Origin of the sequence: Chryseobacterium camelliae, assembly GCF_030818575.1 — a bacterium.
Taxonomy (GTDB): Bacteria; Bacteroidota; Bacteroidia; order Flavobacteriales; family Weeksellaceae; genus Chryseobacterium; species Chryseobacterium camelliae_A.
This window is the reverse complement of the sequence record NZ_JAUTAL010000001.1, coordinates 964,885-988,873: the sequence shown is the minus strand read 5'-3', so window position 1 is coordinate 988,873 and position 23,989 is coordinate 964,885. Positions and strand designations below refer to the sequence as shown.

Genomic DNA, 23,989 nt, shown 5'->3' with positions numbered 1-23,989 from the left:
TTGTTATTCTTATTTATGGACTTAAAAGACAAAATGATTCTCAGCATCATCCAGAATGATTCTACTCTATCTGTTAAAGAAATCTCGGAAAAAATAGGGCTTACCTTCACCCCTACTTACGAGCGCATCAAACAGCTTGAAAAGCAGGGCATCATAGAAAAATACGTTGGGCTGTTAAACCGCGAAAAACTGGGACTGAATATTGTAGTCTACTGTAATGTGCGCCTTAAAGAGCAATCCAAGAAGGTCCTCGAAACCTTTGAGAAAAATATCGGGAAATACGATGAAGTCCAGGAGATCATCAGCCTTTCCGGCGAATATGATTATATGTTGAAGATTATTGCCAAAGACATCAATTCCTATAATGATTTCGCCGTAAATGTCATTTCCAATATCCCGAATATCGGTCAGTACCACAGCTCAATCGTACTTCACGAGGTGAAAAAATCGACCCGGTTTAAGATTGACCTGGAGTGATTTCAGGATTCAGTATATATAAGAGGTTAAAAATCCACTGAGGAAATCAATCAGGTTTATTTTCGGTTTATCTGTTAACCTCTTATACGATTGCAATACCGGACGGTTATCCCAGCAATTTGTGCTTTACTTTATTAAACTGGTATTCGATCTTATCCAGGCACAGGTTCCCGATGCTTCCCTGATGGGTATGGTTCAGCTCCTTTGCTTCAAAATCAAACGCATTGTTTTCAATTTCCTGTCCGACTTTAATATAAGCGTCCCGGAATGAACTCCCCTTTTTTACTTCTTCATTAATCTTTTCCACGCTGAACAGGTATTTGTATTTTTCATCTTCTAAAATTCCGTCTTTCACCTGAATGTTCGGCAATGCATAATTCAGTATTTCCAGGCATTCTTTTAAGGAGTCAATAGCCGGAAAGAGAATTTCTTTGGTCAGCTGCATATCACGATGGTATCCTGAAGGCAGATTGTTGGTCAGCAGGATAAACTCATTGGGCAGGGACTGGATTCTATTGCATCGTGCGCGGACCAGTTCAAAGATGTCCGGGTTTTTCTTGTGCGGCATAATGCTGCTTCCGGTTGTAAACTCTTTCGGAAAGCTGATGAAATCAAAGTTCTGGCTCAAATACAGGCAGACATCATATGCGAATTTCCCCAATGTTCCTGCCAGAGCAGCCATGGCCATGGCCAACAGTTTCTCTGTTTTACCCCGGGTCATCTGGGCATAGACTGAATTGTAATTCATGGACTGAAATCCTAAATGGTACGTTGTACTTTCACGGTCAATCGGGAATGAGGAGCCATAGCCAGCTGCAGAGCCCAGAGGATTTTTATTGATGATATTTTTAACCGAAAACAACAGTTCAGCGTCATCCAGCAGTGCCTCTGCATAAGCACCGAACCAAAGCCCGAAGGAGGAAGGCATCGCAATCTGCAAATGGGTATAGCCTGGTAACAGGACATTTTTATGCTGTTCAGCCAGCTGAATCAACAACTGAAAGAATTCATCTGTCCGTGCTGTAATTTCACGGATTTCATCCAATATATAAAGCTTGATATCCAGCAAAACCTGGTCGTTCCGTGACCTTGCCGTGTGGATTTTCTTTCCGGTATCTCCCAGCCTTTCAATCAAAACAGATTCAATCTGCGAATGGATGTCTTCTGCTCGGGGATCTATTTCAAATATCCCGGCTTTAATATCCTGCAGAACTTCTTCCAGCACTGCAAGCATCTGTTGTGATTCTTCGGGAGAAATAATCCCTATTTCAGCCAGCATGGTACAGTGGGCCATAGAACCTTTAACATCATATTTTGCCAGGCGTTCATCGAACTCAAGGTCTTTTCCTACTGTAAATTTGCTGACGAGTTTATTGGCGGCCACATCGTCTTTCTGCCATATCTTTTTCATATTCTTTTAATTTAAAGGGTTAGATTTCAGATCTCCGATAACAGATTTCAGGTCTACTATCTTCTGTTTTGCGGTTCACAAAACCTTTTCCAAAATCCTGATGTAAATGTCGATCCCTTCTGCAATTTCATTGATGAACACAAATTCATCCGCAGTATGGGAGCGCGTACTGTCTCCGGGCCCAAGCTTAACCGATGTACAGGGAATGATAGCCTGGTCCGATGATGTAGGCGAGCCGTAGGTAGTCCTTCCGATCTCCAGTCCGGCCTGTACAAAAGGATGGTCCATAGCGATCTTTGATGAATTTAACCTGAATGAACGCGCCGTTAAAGCAGATTCCATCTGAGATTGTATGATCTCAAACGCTTCCCGGTTGGAATATTCATCCGTCACCCTTACGTCAAGCGTAAATGTGCAGGATTCCGGAACCACATTATGCTGCATACCGGCATGAATTCCGGAAAGGGTGATCTTTACTTCACCCAAATGTTCAGAAACCTTTGGAAACCTGAAATTCAGGATATTCTGAAGATCCGCCATGCATTTTACGATTGAATTATCGTGGTTAGGATGCGCTGCATGAGATGCTGTTCCTTTCATTTCTCCGTCAATCACCAGAAGCCCTTTTTCAGCAATTGCAAGATTCATCTGCGTAGGTTCCCCGACAATAGCCAGCTCGATATTCGGAAGTTGAGGAAACAATGCTTCTATTCCGTCAAAACCGGAAATCTCTTCTTCAGCAGTGAGGGCAATGATCAGATTATAGGTAAGATTTTCCTGTTCATAAAAATGCAAAAAAACCTGTGCCATAGAGACGAGGGAGGCACCAGCATCATTACTCCCGAGCCCATATAATTTGCCTTCTTTTTCCACTGCAACAAAAGGATCCAATGTATATGCCTTGTTAGGCTTTACCGTATCATGATGCGTGTTCAGCAATATTGACGGCTTGAAAACATCAAAATGTTTGTTTACTGCCCAGATATTATTTTTAAAACGTTTGGTCGGAATCCTGTGTTTTTTGAAAAAATTTTCAATCTCTACAGAGGTGTTAAATTCATCTTTACTGAATGAAGGGATTTCAATCAGTTTCTTCAGCAATTCAACGGCGTTATTCAGCAATTCCTCTCTACTATAGACAGATTTCAGTTCCTGCATGATGGTTTTCTATATGGTTTTTAAGTTCGGTCTCTTTGATCAGGAATACTCTGCCAACATTATTTTTTACGGCTCCTATGGCATTTTCAAGCTTAGGCAGAATTCCTTTATGCAGCTTACCTTCGTTTTTAAGCTTGGAGAATGCCTCCTCAGAGATATTTTTAATAACGGATTCCGGTTTATTAACATCTTCCAAAACTCCTTCTTTATCAAAGCAATATAATAACTCCACATCAAACTTTACAGACAGGGCCTGTGCAAGCACTGATGCAATCGTATCGGCATTGGTATTGAAAAGATGGCCTTTTTTATCATGGGTAATGGCCGAAAATACCGGAACCAGCTTTAGCTTAAGCAATTTTGAGATCAGTTTCCTGTTTACGCTTTTCTCCGTAATATCACCTACAAACCCGAAGTCAATTTCTGCATGCACTCTTTTTTTTGCTTTAATGAGATTTGCATCCGCACCTGAAAAACCTATTGCCTTACATTTTTTTTGCTGTAGTTTTGCGACAATATTTTTATTGATTCCGCCAGCATAGACCATAGCGACAATATCCAGTGTATCTTTATCGGTAATCCTACGCCCGTTGACCATTTTCTGTTCCACACCCAGTTTATCAGCTAATGTATTGGCCAGCTTTCCGCCTCCGTGAACCAGGATTTTTTTCTCCTGAATTCCGGAAAACTGCTCAAGGAACTGTTCCAGCAGCTCCTCATCATCGATGAGCGCGCCCCCTATTTTAATAATGTATAATTTTTCTTTCATTACTGATGCATTAAATGTCTCCTGATATCCTTGTCAAGTTTTTTTAACCTTGACAAGGACCACTTCAGTTCAAGTCCTATGTAAAGGTGCTACTGGGAATCCAGTCCATCCAATATTTCGGAAAATACTGCCTGGGCTGAAAATATCCTGTTTTTTGCCTGCTCATAAATGATGGAATTTTTTCCGTCCATCACCTCATCACTCAGTTCCACATTCCGGCGTACCGGAAGGCAGTGCATGACTTTAGCATTGTTGGTAACAGAAAGCTTCTCATTGGTCAGCATCCAGCTATCTTTTACTTCAGGCATGGCCGCATACTCATCAAACGACGACCAGTTTTTTACATAGATAAAATCTGCATCTTTCAAAGCTTCTTCCTGATCATGGATCACTTCAACATCTTTTGTGAAATTCCTGTCCAGATCATAACCTGCCGGATTGGCGATAACAAAATCCACCTCCATTTCCTGCATCCATTCTGCGAATGAATTTCCTACTGCATGAGCGATAGGTTTGATATGCGGCGCCCACGTAAGTACCACTTTCGGCTTTCGTTCTTCTGTCCAGTTTTCTGTGATGGTGATACAGTCTGCCAGGCTCTGCAAAGGGTGTCTCGTAGCAGATTCCAGGGAAATGACCGGGACTTTCGCATGTTTTTCAAACTGGCTTAAAATACTTTCGTTAACATCATCTTCCTTGCTTTTCATTCCTGCAAAACAACGCACTGCAATGATATCGCAGTACTGGTTCAGAACTTCAATAGCGTCTTTGATGTGTTCCACTGTATCCCCGTTCATGATAGCTCCGTCGGCAAATTCAAGGTTCCAGGCTTCCTGGGCAGCATTTAGAGTCAGGACATTCAAGCCTAAATTCTGTGCTGCAATCTGGCTGCTGAGGCGGGTTCTCAGACTGGAATTCAAAAATACCAGTCCGATGGTTTTACCTTTTCCCTTCTCTGTTTCCGAGAGGGGATCTTTTTTGATCTGTAACGCTTTTTTTATGATTTCCTGTAAGTTTTCTACATCACTTACACCGGTGAATTTTTTCATTGTAATACATTTTATGAGCTTTAGCCATCAGGATTTTAATTATAACACAGATATCCCTGATATATCAAAGCTGTTGCTAAGTTGTGGTTAAATTATGCCCCACAGGTAACACAGATGTTCACAGATGCCTGTAGTCTGTGTTCTTTTTATATTGAGATCAAAACTGTTCTTAATGTGTCAATGCTTTTGCGGCTTCTGTGGTTAAGCCTTCCAAAACTGTTTTCAGTGCATTTATAAACAGATCAGTTTCTTCTTTTTTAATATTGAGTGCCGGAAGAATCCTCAATACAGCCTTATCATTGGAATTTCCTGTGAAAATATGATGGTCATACAAAAGCCTGCTTCTCACTTCCGCGCAATCTCTGTCGAGTTCAATTCCAATCATCAGTCCTTTGCGCCTTATGGAGCGGATATGCGGCAACATTTTAATTTTCTCTTCGATATAATCACCCATAATCCGGGCATTTTCCATCAGGTTTTCATCCTTCATCACATCCAGGACGGCGATGGCTGCTGCACAGGCCAGATGGTTTCCTCCGAATGTGGTACCCAGCAATCCGTTCGTAGCCTGAAATTCAGGATGGATCAGGACGCCTCCGATCGGGAATCCGTTGCCCATTCCCTTCGCTGTGGTAATAAGATCCGGCTGGATCCCATATTCCTGGTGGGCAAAGAAATAACCGCTCCTTCCGTAGCCCGACTGTACTTCATCCAGAATCAGCACGGCATCATATTGTTGGCATAATTCCTTGATCCGCATTAAGAATGCCGCATCAGGAATCATTACTCCTCCTACACCCTGGATTCCTTCAATGATCACAGATGAAATTTCAGTTCCCTCCTTTTCAAAAATATCTTCAAGCTGTCCGGTATTATTCCATTCAGATCTGATGAATCTTTCATCATAATTCACCGGAGCTACTATTTTCGGATTATCTGTTACGGAAACAGCCGCTGAAGTCCTTCCGTGAAAAGAGCCGGAAAAGTACACAACCTTGCTTTTACCGTTATGAAACGAAGCGAGCTTTAATGCATTTTCATTGGCTTCCGCACCGGAATTGCAGAGAAAAAGGCTGTAATCCTCATATCCTGATATCCGGCCGAGCTTTTCAGCCAACTCAGTCTGCAGTTCGTTCTGCACAGAATTGGAATAAAAAGAAATCTTGTCTAACTGCTCTTTTAAGGTCTTCTGATAATGCGGATGGTTATGCCCGATGGAAATCACGGCATGGCCTCCGTAAAAATCAAGGTATTGCTGTCCTTTGTCATCCCAGAGAAAAGAGCCCTGAGCTTTTACAGGATTAATGTTGAATAATGGATATACGTTGAATAAATTCATGTTTTGTTATAAATAATGATTGATAATTGATGAATGATAAATTCACTATTGATTTATTGCCATTCACCTAAAACACTACTGCTTTCAGGTTCAGTGCCAGGTTTTCTTCCCAGCCCATGGCAATATTCATATTCTGCACCGCCTGTCCTGAAGCACCTTTCAGCAAATTGTCAATCGCTGAGTGAACTACCAAAACATTTCCACTCATTTCTATATGAATCACACAGCGATTGGTATTGACAACCTGCTTGAGATCAATTGCTTTTTCACTTACCTTTACAAAAGGTTCTCCTTCATAAAACTCTTTAAACAATTGCTCGATATATGAACGTCCTACTTCTGTTTTTACGGTAGAACTGGTAAAAATCCCCCTTGTAAAATCGCCCCTCCACGGAACAAAATTCAGCTGTACATCGCTATGATTGAAAGCATCCAGCTGCTGCACGATTTCATCCACATGCTGATGGGTCAAGGTCTTGTAAGCCGAAATATTATCATTCCTCCAGGTAAAATGCGTCGTAGACTGTAATGATTGGCCGGCTCCTGTAGAACCGGTAATTCCTGTGGTATATACCTCCTTCAACAATCCCTTTTCAGCCAATGGCAGCAATGCCAGTTGGATCGCAGTGGCAAAACATCCCGGATTGGCAATGCTTTTGGCACCTGCGAGCTGTTTTCTGTTGATTTCCGGCAATCCGTAGATAAAATCCCTGTTCCCGAAATTCGCATCAAGACGGAAATCATTGCCCAGATCTATAACCAGTACCTCATCTCCCACCGGATTCTGACTGAGCCAGTTCCTGCTTTCTTTATGTGGCAGGCAGAGAAAAAGAATATCGACTTCTTCCGGCCGGTCTGTCAGCTCCATATCACATATTTCCACCAGATCAGGATAAAAATCGGAGATTTTAGTTCCAGGATGCGAACGGCTGTATAAAAAACGTAATGACACCTGAGGATGAAAAGCCAGAAGGCGGATCAGCTCACTGCCTGTATAGCCGTTAGCGCCTATAATTCCTGCTGTTTTCATATATTTAAAATGATCATTTTGCTTATCAGAATCAAATTCTGCATTTTTTAAAATTTATTTTTTAAACCCATCTATGTTCCGATCAGTTATTCGTCTTATTGATCTGATGATAGATATTCAGCGAATTACTTAGAATTTTGGTATATCCTTTTACATCATCTCCCGTCCAGGCCCTGTTAGCTTCTCCATAGCTTCCGAATTGATCAGACATCAGATCATGGTCAGATTCTATTCCGTTCAGGATAAACCTGTAGGGATGAAGGGTTATGAAGACCTTTCCGGTCACTGTTTTCTGGGAATCGGTCAGGAGGCATTCTATATTCCGCATCACCGGGTCAAGGAAAAGGGCCTCATGAAGCCAGTTACCATACCAGTCGGACAATTGCGACTTAATCATCTGCTGGTATTTTGAAAGCGTGTGCTTTTCCAATAAATGATGGGCTTTAATAATCACCGAGGCCGCCGCAGCTTCAAAGCCTACCCTTCCTTTGATCCCCACAATAGTATCCCCTACATGGATATCACGTCCTATTCCATATGCTGAAGCCAGTTTCTCAATAGCCTGTATCGCATAGACCGGATGATCATAGGGTTGTCCGTTAACAGACTTAATCTCTCCGTTCTTAAATTCAATTTCCAGCTCCGAAGGCTCTCTCTGGCTGATCTGTGAAGGGAAAGCCTCTTCCGGCAGGTAATTCCTGGAGGTGAGCGTTTCTTTTCCGCCTACCGAAGTTCCCCAAAGCCCTTTATTAACAGAATACTGCGCTTTTGCAAATTCCATTTCATAGCCATGATCTTTCAGAAATTCAATCTCGTCCTCACGGGATAAAGCCAGATCACGGATTGGCGTGATGATTTCCACATCCGGACACATCACCTGAAAAATCAGATCAAAACGCACCTGGTCATTTCCTGCCCCCGTACTTCCATGAGCAATGGCATCAGCTCCGGTCTCAATAGCATATTCGGCAATTTTCTGCGCCTGAATGGTTCTTTCTGCACTTACGGAAAGCGGATAGGTATTATTTTTCAGCACATTCCCGAAAATGAGGTATTTTACACATGAATTATAATAATCCTCCTGAGCTTTAACGCACCTGTACTGTCTTACGCCGAGATTCAGGGCTTTCTGTTCCAGTTCTTTTTCCTCTTCCTCAGAAAAACCTCCGGTATTCACGGTAACGGCATACACTTCATATCCCAAGGTTTCACTGAGATATTTGGCGCAGTATGAGGTATCTAAACCTCCGCTAAATGCTAAGACGACTTTTTTCTTCATTATATTCATTTTTGGGCTGAACTTTTTCAGCAGCTTTCGTTGTATGTATTTCCGGAACAAACAGCATGGCTGTGCACAGGCAGTTTTTACGTTCCTTTTTCATTAATATTTCATAGTTTACACAGCTTTTACAGCCATTCCAGAAGTCCTCATCCTGAGTCAGCTCAGAATAGATCACCGGCTTGTACCCCAGTTCACTGTTGATCTTCATCACGGCAAGACCTGTAGTCAATCCGAATATTTTTGCATCCGGATATTTTTCCCTGGACAGCTTAAATACCTTCTTCTTGATCAGGGTGGCAACACCGCCGTTCCTGAATTCAGGAGAGACAATGAGCCCGGAATTGGCCACAAACTGCCCGTGAGACCAGGTTTCTATATAACAGAACCCTGCCCACTTCCCATTCTGGGTAGCGACTACGGCATTGCCTTCCGAAATCTTTTTGCTCAAATATTCCAGTGAACGCTTGGCAATTCCTGTTCCTCTCCGCTGCGCAGAGTCATACATTTCCTGCTGTATTTCATGTACATACATCAGATGTTTGCATGAGGAAATTTCTATTTCCATTTATTTATCTGAATTTTTCGACAAATTTAAAATATTATTACTTTAAAAAACAAATATTAGAGATAATTTTTAGCTTAAAATATTATTAAAAAGTTAATTTATCTTTGTGTTAAATTAATATATTGCTAGATTATTATATATTTGCTAAAAAGATATAGGTTATGGAAAATATTTGCCCGAAATGCGGAAGCAGCAACACCGTAAAAAGCGGTATCATTAACGATAAACAACGGTTCCACTGCAAAAACTGCGGGTATTACTTTACAGTCAGGAAACTTGGAAAGCAAATTGATGACTATTATGTAACCAAAGCGCTTCAACTGTATCTGGAAGGCTTAAGCTACCGTGAGATAGAACGCATCCTGGGTGTTTCCCACGTCACCATCAGCTCCTGGATCAAAAAATACAACATCACCCGGCCGCCGCATTCTGAATTTCACCCGGTCTACAAAATCCTGAAGCAAAACGAACTTACCGAATATATTTCTAAAGAAGAAAACCTTACCAACGCCGGCCTGATCATTACGCAGTTTGCAGATAAGTATATGCTGATCAAATGGGAAAGATTTAAACGCTGAGCCATGAATAATTATGGATTATGGATTTTATATGGTGTTACGATAATCAACCGTTGTTGTAATTATAATAATATCAATCATTATTCATCATTTATCAATCATCATTTTAGTTATTGCTTATCACCCACCTATACCATTACCACTAATATATATTAAATTTTCATAACTAAATTATTAATTACAATTTGGCATTCATAAAAAACAATGCCAAATATTAATAATTTATGAAGAAAATACTCACTTGCATTGGATTGGCTCTAATGGGCACTTCCCTATATGCACAAGGTTCTCCTGATTATGGCAGCGGACTGAAACTCAACCTGAACCAACAGGGAGATAAATATGTCCGGTTCATTTTATGGGACCAGTTCTGGCTGAGAAATACCGAAATGAATCCGGGAAGTATGGTAGGCGGCGAACCTACTGACAACTCCTGGAACGTGGGAAACCGCAGACTAAGAGCACTGGCATATGCACAGATTTCTAAAAGATACATGATTCTCCTGCACTTCGGGATCAATAATCAAACCTTTATCAATGGCGGGGCACCCGGAACTACGGGAACCGGAGGAAACGGAAACGGGAAAAAGACCCAGCTGTTTTTTCATGATGCCTGGAATGAATATGCTGTATTAATGCCGGGAGAAGCCGGAAAATTCAGTTTATCTTTGGGTGCAGGGCTACATTATTATATGGGACTGTCCCGGATGACCATGGCATCCACGCTTAATTTTCTGACGCTGGACTCTCCTGTTTTCAGCTGGCCACTGATCGATAGCTCTGACCAGTTTGCTAGACAGCTAGGCTTTTTCGCCAAAGGAAAATGTGGAAAATTGGAGTACCGATTCAGTCTCAATAAGCCTTTTGCAACAGATTTAACACCGGTTAATGCAACTGATCCTGCCCGTGCAGTAGCGGTAGACAACAACGGAAACCCTAGTTTTTCAAAAGCAGGTTATATTGAGTACCAGTTCCTGGATGAAGAATCCAACACATTGCCGTTCAAAGTTGGTTCTTACCTCGGGACTAAAAAAGTATTTAATCTGGGTGCCGGATTTTACCATCAGGCTGACGGAACCAGGACCTCAGTGAATTCCAATATTGAAAAGCATGACATCACCCTTTTCGCAGTGGATGCATTCGCCGATATCCCGTTGGGGAATGCCAAAAATAAGATGGCTGTTTCCGCTTATGCAGGATACTATAATTATCAGTTCGGACCCAATTACGTCCGCAATCTCGGAACCATGAATATCGCAGCCTCCGATCCGAATTTTGTAGGGAACAGAGCCATTGCAGGCCCCGGAAACCTTCAGCCGACGATTGGAACAGGGAATATTATCTATGCACAGGCAGGCTTACTGTTACCAAGCCAGGCAGAAAAACCAAAGATCAGAATTCAGCCTTTTGCGGCATTTACCCATAAGGATTTTGAAGCATTCACCAAATCTTCCTCCCAGTTTGATGTAGGAGCCAACTGGTTCATCGATGGCCATCATGCGAAAATCACCACTCAATATTCCACCCGGCCCGTCTACACAAGTCCAACGGAAAGTCCGACCTCCAAAGGAGAGTTCATTGTCCAGTTTCAGATTTACCTGTAACAATTCCGCATAACCCTTTAATTTATTAACAAAACAAAATCAAGCACTATGAGCGAAAAGCACTATGAAAGCTACGAAAATATGACCGAGAAGCAGAAGAACCGCACCATCTGGAGCGTGATCACTGCTTCCTCACTCGGTACCCTGATCGAATGGTACGACTTCTATATCTTCGGAAGCCTGGCTGTGGTCCTGGCCACTAAATTTTTTCCGGCAGACAATCCTACTGCTGCATTTTTATCCACTCTGGCTACTTTTGCGGCAGGATTCGTGGTAAGACCCTTCGGCGCCTTGTTTTTCGGGCGGCTGGGCGACCTGATCGGAAGAAAGTATACTTTTTTGGTTACCTTACTGATCATGGGGTTCTCTACCTTCCTTATCGGATGTATCCCAAGCTATGAAACCATCGGATTTTTGGCTCCCGTACTGGTACTGATCCTGAGATTACTGCAAGGACTGGCTTTAGGGGGCGAGTATGGCGGTGCCGCTACCTATGTGGCAGAATATGCACAACCCCACCGGCGCGGTTACTGGACCTCATGGATCCAGACGACTGCCACGGCAGGGCTCTTTATTTCCCTGATTGTCATCCTGGTGACCAAAACCACCCTTTCTGCAGAAGAATTTGATGGCTGGGGATGGAGAATTCCGTTCTGGATTTCGATCCTTATGGTAGGGATTTCCTATATCATCAGAAAAAACATGAAAGAGTCTCCGCTTTTTGCTAAAGCTAAAAGTGAAGGGAAAACATCCAAAAATCCTTTAAAAGAAAGTTTCGGGAACAAATTCAATTTCAAATTCGTTTTGCTGGCCCTGTTCGGAGCGGCCATGGGACAGGGTGTAATCTGGTATACCGGACAGTTCTATGCGATGAGCTTCTTGCAGAAAGTCATGAATGTGGAATCTGCACAGGTGGATTCCCTGATGGCTACGGCCCTGTTTCTGGGAACTCCCTTTTTCGTGTTCTTTGGATGGCTTTCGGATAAGATAGGAAGAAAAGCCGTGATGATGACCGGAATGCTGGTCGCCATTTTAGCCTACAGGCCGATTTATGGCTCCATGTTCAAAAGCGTAAACTTTGAAAACAAAACCGTAGCCGCCAATGGCATTACGGAAAAGAGGACCGCAAAAATTCATGATAAAATCACAACGGACAGCTTGATTACCTTCCATAAAGAAACGCTTTATACCGATGGGACATTAGCGAAAAAAGACAGTATCGTACACTGGTCTCCAAGCGGTCTGGTAATAAAAGAAGGTAAAGCTGAAGAACCTAAAGTCACCCAGTCGGTAAAGCTTAGTGATGACACAAAATGGTATTTGGTTCTCATGGTATTCCTCCAGGTGATTTTTGTAACGATGGTATATGGACCAATTGCGGCCTTCCTGGTGGAAATGTTTCCTGTACGCATCCGTTATACGTCGATGTCGTTACCATACCACATCGGAAACGGGGTGTTTGGCGGACTGCTTCCTGCCGTAGCCACTTACCTTGTGACAACCGGAAAAGAAGCGGGGCATAGCAGCTGGTACCTTGAAGGACTCTGGTATCCTATCGGTGTTGCAACCGTCTGCCTCATCATCGGATTATTTTATCTTAAAAATAAGAACAATAATCTCCATGATTAGTACTGAATCACTCAAATTTTTATTAATTTTAAAACTATTAAAATGAATATAGTAAAAAAGTTATTAGGCATCCTCTGGATTGCTGTCGCAGTAATCGTGGGCTATTTCGGAATTACAGTATTGGGAATCCCGAAAATAGCATCCGGAAAACAGGAAGACCTGGTGTTTGGCATCATCATTCTCTTTGTACTGATGCCGATAATATCAGGCGGGATGGCGGTTTTCGGATATTATGCCTTAACAGGAGAATATTCCGACGATAAGATTTAACAACAATATAAACAGATAATTGATGAATGCCCCATTCATCAATTATCTTTTATCAAACATGACCAGTATAAAAATGGACATCACCATTAAAGCAATTTCTCGTCCCTCTGATGACAACAGAGTTCGTGATCTGATCCACAGATTAAATGATTCTCTTATTACAATCTCTGGTGAGAGCGGAAGCAAAGGTGCAAACCTTGACGACTTTGCTCAGGAGAATGCTCTATTTCTCATTGCTTTACATGATGACCAGGCTGTAGCCTGCGGAGGTTTGCGCCCTATTTCATCGGAAGTATGTGAAGTTAAACGAATGTTTTCCCTTAAAAAAAACATAGGATTAGGCGGAAAAATTCTTTCAGCATTAGAAATGGCGGCAAAACAATTTGACTACAAATACATCTGCCTGGAAACCCGCAAAAAAAATGATAATGCCGTGAAGTTCTATCTGAAAAAAGGATATGAAGTCATTGAAAATTATGGTATTTACATTGGACGTGAAGAAGCTGTATGCTTCAGGAAAGAACTAAAATAGTTATGAAAAAGAGACATGAACAGAAACTGATCTTGCTGAGTATCGGATTGATGGTGGCTTTCAGCATTCCGGTCTCTTTGCTTTTTAACAGTGAGCAGGAGGTCCTGGGATACCCGATGCTGCTGGTGTATATTTTTGCTTTATGGATGGCTGCGGTCATCATCGCCTTTGTAATCGTGAAAAAATATGAGTAGTTTCGCACTGTTCTCCGTGGTTTTGCTGTATCTGGCCCTTTTGTTCTTCGTTGCCTACCTGGCAGAGAAGAAGAAAAGCAAGCTCTGGATCAACAACCCGTATATTTATGCCTTATCCCTTGCCGTGTATTGTACAGCCTGGACGTATTACGGAAGTATTGGCGTTGCGGCGACCAGCGGACTCAACTATCTCCCGATCTACATAGGACCTATTATTGTGATTCCGGCCTGGATCTATATCAATACCAGGATCGTCCGGATTTCCAGGATCAACAAGATCAGCAGCCTGGCCGATTTTATTTCCCTCCGTTATGGTAACAGCAGAAGCCTGAGTGCAATTATTACCCTGGTCTGCCTTTTTGCCATCATTCCGTACATCGGATTGCAGATCAAAGCCATTTCTGAAACATTCCACCTGGTTACGGAAACCAGAGTATCAAAAAATATTTTAACAGACAGCGCAACATTTGTCGTAGTACTGATCGCCGTCTTTTCTTCTTATTACGGAACAAGGTATGTGGACGCTTCTGAAAAACGACTGGGAATTGTCTCAGCCATCGCCCTGGAAAGTTTTTTAAAGCTTTTTTTCATCATCATCCTGGGATTATTCGTTATTTATTTCGTATTTGACGGATTTTCAGACATCTATCAAAGAGCCAGCCGGTTCAGCGACTTTAAAGCCAAAAATACCTTCAACGGAATCGAGGGAGCCTTAAACTGGATGGTCCTGTGCATGATTTCCGGTACCGCCATCTGTCTTCTGCCAAGGCAGTTCCATACTGCCATTATTGAAAACAGGCAGGAAAAACATATCAAGACTGCCATCTGGTTTTTCCCGCTCTATCTTTTGGTCTTCACTTTATTTATCTTCCCGATTGCCTGGGGAGGAAGATTGATTTTTAACGGACAGAACGTTAACCCGGAGTTTTACTCGATCCTCATTCCACAGTACTTTAACAATACATTAGTTACGGTACTGGTGTTTCTGGGAGGGTTAAGTTCCAGCATTTCCATGATCATCATTTCATCCATCACCTTATCCATCATGCTTTCCAATAACATGATCATTCCGTACGGGCTGCTGGGGAAATTCAAGGCAGAAGATGAAGCCAATAATAACCGGAATATTACACGGATCAGGAAGTTCAGCATTTTTGGGCTGATCATCATGGCATTCGTTTTTTATAAATATTTTATCCTGAAAACGTCCCTGGATTCGGTGGGACTGATTTCTTTTGTGATCATTGCCCAACTGGCACCTGCTTATTTCGGAGCTATTTTCTGGAGGCGCGGAAGCTATAAGGGTGTGCTTGCGGGTCTGGTGGCAGGAGTGGTTATCTGCTACTTCGGATTGATCATCCCGCAATATTATTTCTCCTACAACCAGGAGTTTAAAGGGGTCCTGAGGATCATGTACGATTCATTCCGTTTTTTTGACATTCCTTACCTGGGAAGGATCCCGGAGATTTTTTTCTGGTCATTACTGGTCAATACCGGTCTTTTTGCGGTAATCTCGGTAAGTAAAAGGGGCAATTACCGGGAACGGAATTTTGCAGAACTGTATGTGGATATCGACAAATACATCCAGAACCATGAGAATGCCTTTATCTGGCGCGGAACTGCCTATGTATCGGATATCCGGAATATCCTTGTCCGTTTTTTAGGCCCGAAGAAAACCGAACAGGCGATGCGCATATTCAATCTGAAATACAATATTGATTCAGAGGCTGAAACGGCAGATTCCCGGTTCATTAAATTTTCCGAAAACCTTCTCGCGGGAAGGATCGGGACGGCTTCAGCTAAAATCCTTATTGAGGGCGTAACCAAAGAAGATAAAATTTCACTTAAGGAAGTACTGAATATCCTGGAAGAATCTAAAGAGAACATTATTTTAAATAAAAAACTGACAGAACAGTCTCAGGAACTGAAGAAGCTTTCTGATGACCTGAGGAATGCCAATGATAACCTGATCATCAAGGACCGGCAGAAAGACGACTTCCTGGATTCTGTAGCCCATGAACTGCGGACACCGATTACCGCTATCCGCTCTGCCGGAGAGATCCTTGCTGACGACGATGATATCCCCCCGGAAATCAAAAAGGAATTTTTAAACAACATCATTACGGAATCGGACCGGCTAAGTGAAATAATCAACGATATCCTGTACCTTGACAAACTGGAGCACGGGGAAATTGCTCTGAACATCAGTGAAAATAACATCCTTGAAACCTACAGGAAAGCCCTGAATCCCCTTCTGCACCTTATTCAGCAGAAAAATATCCACATCAGTGAGGTTAATCTCCTGAATCATTTTATCTTTGAATATGATGAAGCCCGGATGATCCAGCTTTTTCAGAATATTTTGGGAAATGCCTTAAAGTTTACCGATGAGCAGGGAACAATACAGGCCAAGTTTTTCACACGGGAACAGGAGCTGATCATCACCATCTTCAACACAGGAAAACATATTCCTGAAGAAGACCTGGAAATGATTTTCGACAAATTTTACCAGTCGAAAAACCAGAATATTTTAAAACAGGCCGGCAGCGGGCTCGGGCTGGCCATCTGCAGGAAAATCATCCAGAATCATGGCGGAACAATCCGGGCAGAGAACAGCGGGCTGGGTGTCACTTTCATCATACACCTTCCCGCCCAGACACAAAAAACATGAAGTTGAACGATAAGAAAACGCTATGAAAAAGATCATTATTGCAGATGATGAACACAAAATATTAATGTCACTGGAATACAGTTTTAAAAAGAACGGTTATGATGTCTATATTGCACGCGACGGAACAGAAGTCCTGGATTTCCTTAAAACCATGGTTCCGGATGTCATCCTCCTGGATATTATGATGCCGAATCTGGATGGATACAGCACCCTGGAAATCATCCGTAAGGAAGAACGGCTGAAAAATACAAAAGTGATTTTCCTGAGTGCCAAAAACAATCCGAAAGATATTGAAAAAGGCCTGGAAATGGGTGCAGACGCCTATGTCACGAAGCCTTATTCAATCAAGCGGCTGATGCAGCAGATTGAGGAGATGAGCAATGGATAATGGGCAATGAGCAATGGTTAATGAGTAACAAAGCGAATTAAAGGAGTTTTAGCATTCTGTCGGATTCATTACTCTGCAGGTAACCAGACAATAAAAGCTGCCTAAAAACACAAAATTATTATGGATATGGAAGATTTGTTTAACAGAAGCATAGAACACAAAGCACAATTCTGGAAAGAACAGGCCGGAGAAATCCGCTGGACGAAATTTCCGGAACAGATCCTTACGGACGGTGAAAACGGTTATCCACAATGGTTTGCTGATGGTGAACTGAATATCTGCCACCTCTGCATCGATCAGCACATCGAAGATGGCTTCGGCGACCAGCCTGCTGTTATTTACGACTCCCCGGTAACCGGCAAGAAGTCAACTTATACATTCAGCCAGGCTAAGGAAGAAATCTCAAAACTGGCCGGCGGCCTCATTTCACTGGGTTTAAAGAAAGGCGATACCGCTGTTATTTACATGCCGATGATTCCGCAGACCCTTTTTGCCATGCTGGCCTGTGCGCGGATTGGCGTGATCCATAATGTGGTTTTCGGCGGTTTTGCACCGCATGAACTGGTAGTACGCATTGACGACTGCAAGCCCAGGGCTCTGATTACTGCCACCGCAGGCATAGAAATAGCAAGGAGGATTCCTTATCTGCCGCTGGTGGAAAAAGCCATCGAACTGGCACAGGATAAGGTGGAACATATTATCGTATACAACAGACATCTTACCGAGAACCGGCATGAATTGTTTGAAGGGATTACCGATTACGAAGACCTCGTTCAGCGTTCGGAGCCGGCAGATTGTGTTCCGGTGGAGTCCACCCATCCGCTTTACTTACTGTATACATCCGGAACCACCGGAAAACCGAAAGGCATTACCCGCGACACCGGCGGCTACGCAACTGCACTGAAATTTTCGATGAAATATATTTATGGAGTTGCACCGGGAGAAACCTATTGGGCCGCTTCGGATTTCGGATGGGCAGTTGGACACAGCTTTTCCGTGTACGGCCCGTTAATTAACCGCAATACCACGGTTATTTTTGAAGGGAAGCCTGTGATGACTCCTGATGCAGGAACGTTTTGGAGAATCATTTCGGAGTATAAAGTGTCTGTGATGTTTACGGCTCCCACTGCCATCCGTGCCATTAAAAAAGAAGATCCGGATGGCGAACTGGTAAAAAAATATGACCTGAGCCATTTCAGGAAACAGTTCCTGGCCGGAGAACGATGCGATGTGTCTACCCTCGACTGGTTTGAGAAACACATTGGTGTTCCTGCCATAGACCACTGGTGGCAGACGGAATCGGGCTGGCCGATGCTTGGGCTCATGACCTTTGATGAGCAGTATAAGATCAAAAGGGCTTCTGCCGGTAAGCCCATTCCAGGTTACGACATCAAAATATTTGATGAAAACGGTTACGAACTGGATGCCCATCACGAAGGATATCTGGTTATTAAACTCCCCCTTCCTCCAGGTGCATTGCTCGGGATCTGGAATGACCATGAACGCTTTTTTAACAGCTATCTATCTCAATATAAAGGCTATTATTTCTCAGGAGACGGAGCGATCCGAGATGAAGACGGCTATGTATTTATTACAGGAAGAGTGGATGATGTGATTAATGTTGCTGGACACCGATTGTCTACTTCGGAAATGGAGGAAATCGTTTCATCCCATCCCGATGTTGCAGAATGTGCTGTGGTCGGGATTGATGATGAACTTAAAGGCCAGATTCCCTTTGCCACCGTTGTGGTGAAAAACGGATCCGCTATTTCAGAAGAAGCTTTGGAAGCAGACATTGTAAAGATGGTACGGGAGAAGATCGGAGCAGTGGCATGCCTTAAGAATGTGATGACGGTAAAACGCCTGCCGAAAACACGTTCCGGCAAAATCCTGAGGAAGCTGATCAGGACACTGCTGGACGGGAAGGATTTCCAGGTGCCATCCACCATTGATGATGAAAAAATTATTGAGGAAATTCAAGAAAAAATCCAATTGTACAGGTCTAAATAAGAAATTATATATACATTAAATAAACAAACATTCAAAAAAAACAAACGGGATATGAGAAATTACCTGATAGAAGATTTACCGCATTATTTTGAAGAATATAAGAAATCCATTAAAAACCCAAAAAAATTCTGGGACAAAATTGCAGACCAGAACTTTGTATGGTATCAGCGATGGAGCAAAGTGGTAAAATATGACATGAACGAAGCCAAGATTGCTTGGTTTAAAGGAGCAAAGCTGAACATCACCAAAAACTGCCTGGACCGCCATCTTTCCGTACGCGGAGAAAAAACTGCTATTATCTGGGAACCTAATGATCCGAAAGAAGAAGCGCAGCATATTTCCTACAACGAATTATACACGAGGGTTAATAAAACCGCCAATGTGCTCCGGGATATGGGCATTGAAAAAGGCGACAGGGTCTGCATCTACCTTCCCATGATCCCCGAACTGGCAGTAGCTATGCTGGCCTGTGCAAAGCTGGGTGCCGTACATTCGGTAATTTTTGCCGGCTTTTCCGCATCCGCAGTTTCCTCCAGGGTTAATGATTGTGGTGCTAAAATGGTGATCACTTCAGACGGCAGCTACAGAGGCAGTAAGGTCCTTGACCTGAAATCCATCGTAGACGAGGCCCTTGAAAAATCGCCCAGCGTAAAAAAGGTACTCGTTGTAAAAAGAACGAAGAACGAAATTAAAATGAAGGACGGCAGGGATTTCTGGATGGAAGACCTGTACGAAAAGGCTTCCCCGGATTTTGTTACAGTGATTATGGATGCGGAAGATCCGCTGTTCATCCTGTATACATCCGGCTCCACAGGCAAGCCGAAAGGCATGCTGCATACCTGCGCCGGCTACATGGTGTATACCGCTTACACTTTCAAGAATGTGTTCAATTACAAAGAAAACGACATCTACTGGTGCACAGCAGATATCGGATGGATCACAGGGCACTCTTATATCCTGTACGGACCGCTGCTGAACGGCGCAACAACGGTTATTTTTGAAGGGGTTCCTACTTATCCCGAACCTGACCGTTTCTGGGAAGTGATTGAAAAGCATAAGGTAACACAGTTTTACACCGCTCCTACTGCGATCCGTTCCCTTGCCAAGGAAAGTTCGGAATGGGTGGATAAGCATGACCTCAGCACTCTGAAAGTCATCGGCTCAGTAGGTGAACCCATCAACGATGAAGCCTGGCATTGGTTCAACGATCATGTAGGAAAGAAAAGATGCCCGATCGTAGATACCTGGTGGCAGACTGAAACCGGAGGAATCATGATTTCTCCGCTTCCGTTCGTAACCCCTACCAAACCTACCTACGCTACCCTTCCCCTGCCTGGAATACAGCCGGTGCTGATGGATGACAAACGCAATGAAATCATGGGTAACCAGGTTACCGGAAACCTGTGCATCCGTTTTCCATGGCCGGGAAATCGCAAGAACCATCTGGGGCGACCATCAACGCTATAAGGAAACATATTTCACCGCTTTCCCGGGCAAATACTTCACCGGTGACGGTGCCTTACGTGATGAAGTCGGATATTACCGGATCACAGGGCGCGTGGATGATGTGATCATTGTTTCAGGACACAATTTAGGGACTGCTCCTATCGAAGACAGCATCAATGAGCATCCGGCGGTGGCAGAATCTGCCATTGTAGGATATCCTCACGACATCAAAGGAAACGCATTGTACGGCTTTGTCATTCTTAAAGAAACCGGGGAAAGCCGCCAGAAAGAAAACCTTAAAAAAGAAATCAATCAACTGATTTCCGAGCAGATAGGACCTATTGCCAAGCTGGACAAGATCCAATTCGTTCCAGGGCTTCCGAAAACACGTTCCGGTAAAATCATGCGTAGGATTTTAAGGAAAATTGCCGAAGGTGATTTCAGTAATTTCGGGGATATCACTACCCTGCTTAATCCAGAGATTGTAGAGGAAATTAAAAACGAAAGACTTGATTAATACACAAACGGGCTTATGCCCGTTTTTTTAGAAATTTTAGCCGGTTTTAAGAGTGTATGACGCAGCGCAGAAAATAGCCAAATACGGAATAAAACATATTTAAAATTAAATTTACAATTTTTAAACAATAGTTTAATAGATTTCATCAAACAAACCATTAAAATGTATAGAACATATAATTAATACCGTTAATTAATATAAATAAATTAAAAATAAACTTATATTTTCATATATTTAAATAGAAATTATTAAATCTTTAGCTATGTCGAATATAGTAGCCGGGTTATTTGCCCCCAACAGCGATTACAAAAAACTCGAGACAGACCTTGAAAATTCAGGATTTGGAAGTTCAGATTACATTGTTTACCTCGATGACAACCATCTTCATTCACAGTATATGGCCAGCGTAGCGGTAAAAGACCTTGAACAGGCAGAAAATGCCAAATATATTTTCAGCCGCAACGAAGCTCTTAAAACCTATACTTTCGAAAATATGAATATAGAGCAGGCTCATTATAATACCATTAAAGGATATATTGATGCGAGGAATAAGGCGGAAATCCATACCAGCCCCGATATTAAAATCAAAGGAACGAGTAATGGAATGGATTCCGAAGTGAAATTTTAAAATTACTTCATGTCACCTTTTATATAATCCGTAAGAACGCTTACGGATTTTGTTATTTGAAAAGTCTGGAAAATTTCGTATTTTCGTTAGAATATAGGCTTTTGAACCGATGAGTTACGACTTAGAACAGGAAAATAAAGAGATTCTTGCCAGATATAAAGATCTGATCTCGAATACATACAGGACTTTGGATGAGGAGAATAATAAACTTATCCGAAAGGCATTTGATATTGCATTGGATGCCCATAAAGATCAGAGAAGAAAAACTGGCGAACCTTACATTTACCATCCTATTGCCGTAGCAAAAATTGTTGCGACCGAGATCGGATTAGGAGCCACTTCCATCGCATGTGCCCTGCTGCATGATGTCATTGAGGATTCCGATTATACCTATGATGACCTGAAAAAGATTTTCGGGGAAAAGATTGCGGATATTGTTAATGGTCTCACGAAGATCTCCATCATGAACCATCAGAACATTTCGGTACAATCTGAAAATTACAGGAAGCTGCTTCTTACACTGTCCGAAGATTTCCGGGTGATCCTGATTAAAATTGCAGACCGGCTGCACAATATGCGTACGCTGCAGAGCATGGCTCCGGATAAGCAGAAGAAAATCGCTTCTGAAACCGTATACATATACGCACCCTTAGCTCACCGCCTGGGCCTGTATAACATCAAATCTGAACTGGAAGACCTTTCCCTGAAATACAATAATCCTGAGGTTTATAACGAAATTACCTCCAAGCTTGAGCTGGCAAAGGAAAACCGTGAACGGTATATCGAGGAATTTAAAAAAGAAGTTTCGGAAAAACTGAAGGAAGAAGGCCTTAATTTCACCATCAAAGGTCGTGCAAAAGCCATTTCTTCGATTTATCGGAAGATGCTGAAACAAGGGGTAACTTTTGAAGAGGTTTTCGATAATTACGCCATCAGGATCATTTATAAATCGGATGCGAAGAATGAAAAATTCCTGGCCTGGAAGATTTACTCTATCGTAACGGATGTATACCACAGCAATCCTTCCAGGATGCGGGACTGGATTACACAGCCACGCTCCACCGGATATGAAAGTTTACATTTAACGGTGCTTGGACCTGATAAGAAATGGATCGAGGTACAGATCCGTTCCGAAAGGATGGATGAAATTGCTGAGAAAGGGGTCGCTGCACATTACAAATACAAGGAAGGCTACAAACAAAGTTCGGAAGACCGTAATTTCGAGAAATGGGTAACGGAAATCCGTGAAGTGCTGGAACAGCAGCAGAACCTCACCACTTCAGAGCTTCTGGATAATATCAAACTTAACCTGTACTCCAAAGAAGTATTTGTCTTTACGCCGAAGGGGGAAATCAAGATCCTTCCTACAAATGCAACCGCACTCGACTTTGCCTTTTCCGTCCACTCAGACCTGGGCATGAAATGCCTCGGTGCCAAGATCAACGGTAAACTCGTGCCCATTTCCTATAAATTGCAGAACGGAGACCAGGTAGAAATCCTTTCTTCCCAAAACCAGAAACCTAAATCTGACTGGCTGGAATTTGTTGTGACCTCCAAAGCGAAGTCCAAGATCAAAAGCTATCTAAATTCACAGAAAAATCAACTGGTAGATGACGGGAAGGAAATCCTTCAACGGAAACTCCGTCATGCCAAGATTAACTTTAATGATGAAGAAGTCAATAAGCTGCAAAAATTTTTCAACCTGAAAACATCCCAGGAACTGTTTTTAAAATTCCAGAGCAATGAACTGGATGCCAGCAGCCTGAGGAAGTACATCGAAAGCAAGAATGTATTCAACAACCTGCTTTCCAGGTTTAGGAAGTCGCCTACGAAAGCCCAGCATATCGAGGAACCGAAACAGCAGAATCTTGACATGATTGTCTTCGGAAAAGATGAAGAAAAACTGAATTACTCTTATGCCAAATGCTGTACGGTAATTCCCGGAGATAAAATTTTCGGCTTTATAACCATTTCCGAGGGCATTAAGGTGCATAGTGACAACTGCCCGAATGCCATCAATCTCAGGGCCCAGTATGACTACCGCGTGATCCCCGCCAAATGGGTGAATGAGGAAAGCTTTAAAAACAGGGTGAAAATAGAGATTGAAGGGCTGGACCGTATGGGAATGATCAACGATATTACAACCGTAATCAGCGGCTCCATGGGAATGGATATGAAGAGCATGTCTATTGAATCCAATGACGGTGTATTTACCGGAAGCATTAACCTCGAAGTGAAAAATAAAAGCCAGCTGGAACAGACATTTAAAAAGCTGAAAGACATCAACGGCGTTTCCAGAGTAAGACGGCTTCAGTCATAATGGATTATATAATCCCCATCATCTAAAATTTTAAACAGCAGCAGCAAATTTACCTGCTCTATTTTACTTGCCGGTTGATGGATTTCTTCCGGAACGTATTCTGCATCTATCGGAAAGCCTGA

At 42.6% G+C, this 23,989-nt stretch carries 20 protein-coding genes and 1 pseudogene; 13 read left to right on the top strand and 8 right to left on the bottom strand.

Annotated elements, in window-relative coordinates; all coding sequences use genetic code 11:
- Positions 1 to 15 precede the first annotated feature (15 nt).
- On the top strand, positions 16 to 477 hold the full coding sequence (locus tag QE404_RS04490) for an Lrp/AsnC family transcriptional regulator (protein WP_100077394.1): 462 nt from the start codon (positions 16 to 18) through the stop codon (positions 475 to 477).
- A 106-nt stretch (positions 478 to 583) separates the two neighbouring features.
- On the opposite strand, the gene argH is transcribed toward QE404_RS04490, so the two are convergent.
- The 8 genes from argH to QE404_RS04450 all read right to left on the bottom strand — a co-directional run bounded on the left by argH (position 584) and on the right by QE404_RS04450 (position 9,080).
- A complete protein-coding gene (argH, locus tag QE404_RS04485) occupies positions 584 to 1,888 on the bottom strand; it encodes an argininosuccinate lyase (RefSeq protein ID WP_307447060.1) in 1,305 nt (434 codons plus the stop codon).
- 75 nt (positions 1,889 to 1,963) lie between these two features.
- A complete protein-coding gene (locus QE404_RS04480) occupies positions 1,964 to 3,046 on the bottom strand; it encodes a M20 family metallo-hydrolase (RefSeq protein ID WP_307447057.1) in 1,083 nt (360 codons plus the stop codon).
- The gene (gene argB, locus QE404_RS04475) at positions 3,021 to 3,815 is read right to left on the bottom strand and encodes an acetylglutamate kinase (protein WP_307447054.1); all 795 of its coding nucleotides are present in this window, start codon (positions 3,813 to 3,815) and stop codon (positions 3,021 to 3,023) included. The genes QE404_RS04480 and argB overlap by 26 nt, the downstream gene beginning before the upstream one ends.
- Before the next feature lie 89 nt (positions 3,816 to 3,904).
- A complete protein-coding gene (locus QE404_RS04470; protein ID WP_307447051.1) occupies positions 3,905 to 4,864 on the bottom strand; it encodes an N-acetylornithine carbamoyltransferase in 960 nt (319 codons plus the stop codon).
- A 169-nt stretch (positions 4,865 to 5,033) separates the two neighbouring features.
- Positions 5,034 to 6,203 (bottom strand): aspartate aminotransferase family protein, encoded by a 1,170-nt coding sequence (locus QE404_RS04465; protein ID WP_307447048.1) that lies wholly within the window; start codon positions 6,201 to 6,203, stop codon positions 5,034 to 5,036.
- A gap of 67 nt (positions 6,204 to 6,270) precedes the next feature.
- The gene (gene argC, locus QE404_RS04460; protein ID WP_307447045.1) at positions 6,271 to 7,233 is read right to left on the bottom strand and encodes an N-acetyl-gamma-glutamyl-phosphate reductase; all 963 of its coding nucleotides are present in this window, start codon (positions 7,231 to 7,233) and stop codon (positions 6,271 to 6,273) included.
- Positions 7,234 to 7,315: 82 nt separating this feature from the next.
- Positions 7,316 to 8,512, bottom strand: coding sequence for an argininosuccinate synthase (locus QE404_RS04455; RefSeq protein WP_307447042.1), 1,197 nt, complete (start codon positions 8,510 to 8,512; stop codon positions 7,316 to 7,318).
- A complete protein-coding gene (locus QE404_RS04450; protein ID WP_307447040.1) occupies positions 8,484 to 9,080 on the bottom strand; it encodes a GNAT family N-acetyltransferase in 597 nt (198 codons plus the stop codon). The genes QE404_RS04455 and QE404_RS04450 overlap by 29 nt, the downstream gene beginning before the upstream one ends.
- A 161-nt stretch (positions 9,081 to 9,241) precedes the next feature.
- Here QE404_RS04450 and QE404_RS04445 point away from each other — a divergent pair, with 161 nt between their 5' ends.
- The 12 genes and pseudogenes from QE404_RS04445 (at position 9,242) to QE404_RS04390 (ending at position 23,867) form a co-directional block, all read left to right on the top strand.
- Positions 9,242 to 9,658, top strand: coding sequence for an IS1/IS1595 family N-terminal zinc-binding domain-containing protein (locus QE404_RS04445; RefSeq protein WP_307447037.1), 417 nt, complete (start codon positions 9,242 to 9,244; stop codon positions 9,656 to 9,658).
- Between the two features lie 224 nt (positions 9,659 to 9,882).
- Positions 9,883 to 11,262 carry a porin gene (locus QE404_RS04440; protein WP_307447035.1) on the top strand — a complete coding sequence of 460 codons (1,380 nt, stop codon included), beginning with the start codon at positions 9,883 to 9,885 and terminating at the stop codon, positions 11,260 to 11,262.
- Between the two features lie 48 nt (positions 11,263 to 11,310).
- Positions 11,311 to 12,891: an MFS transporter gene (locus tag QE404_RS04435; protein WP_307447030.1), complete on the top strand. Its 1,581-nt coding sequence runs from the start codon at positions 11,311 to 11,313 to the stop codon at positions 12,889 to 12,891.
- 42 nt (positions 12,892 to 12,933) lie between these two features.
- Positions 12,934 to 13,161, top strand: a complete 228-nt coding sequence (locus tag QE404_RS04430; protein ID WP_307447028.1) for a DUF6814 family protein — start codon at positions 12,934 to 12,936, stop codon at positions 13,159 to 13,161.
- Positions 13,162 to 13,219: 58 nt separating this feature from the next.
- Entirely contained in the window at positions 13,220 to 13,693 is a 474-nt protein-coding gene (locus QE404_RS04425; protein WP_307447025.1) for a GNAT family N-acetyltransferase, read from the top strand.
- 2 nt (positions 13,694 to 13,695) lie between these two features.
- Positions 13,696 to 13,887 (top strand): hypothetical protein, encoded by a 192-nt coding sequence (locus QE404_RS04420; protein WP_307447022.1) that lies wholly within the window; start codon positions 13,696 to 13,698, stop codon positions 13,885 to 13,887.
- Positions 13,880 to 16,558: an ATP-binding protein gene (locus tag QE404_RS04415; RefSeq protein ID WP_307447019.1), complete on the top strand. Its 2,679-nt coding sequence runs from the start codon at positions 13,880 to 13,882 to the stop codon at positions 16,556 to 16,558. The genes QE404_RS04420 and QE404_RS04415 overlap by 8 nt, the downstream gene beginning before the upstream one ends.
- A 22-nt stretch (positions 16,559 to 16,580) precedes the next feature.
- Entirely contained in the window at positions 16,581 to 16,946 is a 366-nt protein-coding gene (locus QE404_RS04410; RefSeq protein WP_307447017.1) for a response regulator transcription factor, read from the top strand.
- Between the two features lie 120 nt (positions 16,947 to 17,066).
- Complete coding sequence (locus QE404_RS04405; RefSeq protein WP_307453724.1) at positions 17,067 to 18,956, top strand: AMP-binding protein; 1,890 nt, start codon at positions 17,067 to 17,069, stop codon at positions 18,954 to 18,956.
- Positions 18,957 to 19,007: 51 nt separating this feature from the next.
- A pseudogene (gene acs / locus QE404_RS04400) lies at positions 19,008 to 20,919 on the top strand (acetate--CoA ligase).
- 262 nt (positions 20,920 to 21,181) lie between these two features.
- Entirely contained in the window at positions 21,182 to 21,547 is a 366-nt protein-coding gene (locus tag QE404_RS04395; protein ID WP_307447014.1) for a hypothetical protein, read from the top strand.
- A 109-nt stretch (positions 21,548 to 21,656) separates the two neighbouring features.
- On the top strand, positions 21,657 to 23,867 hold the full coding sequence (locus tag QE404_RS04390; RefSeq protein WP_307447011.1) for a RelA/SpoT family protein: 2,211 nt from the start codon (positions 21,657 to 21,659) through the stop codon (positions 23,865 to 23,867).
- Positions 23,868 to 23,989 lie beyond the last annotated feature (122 nt).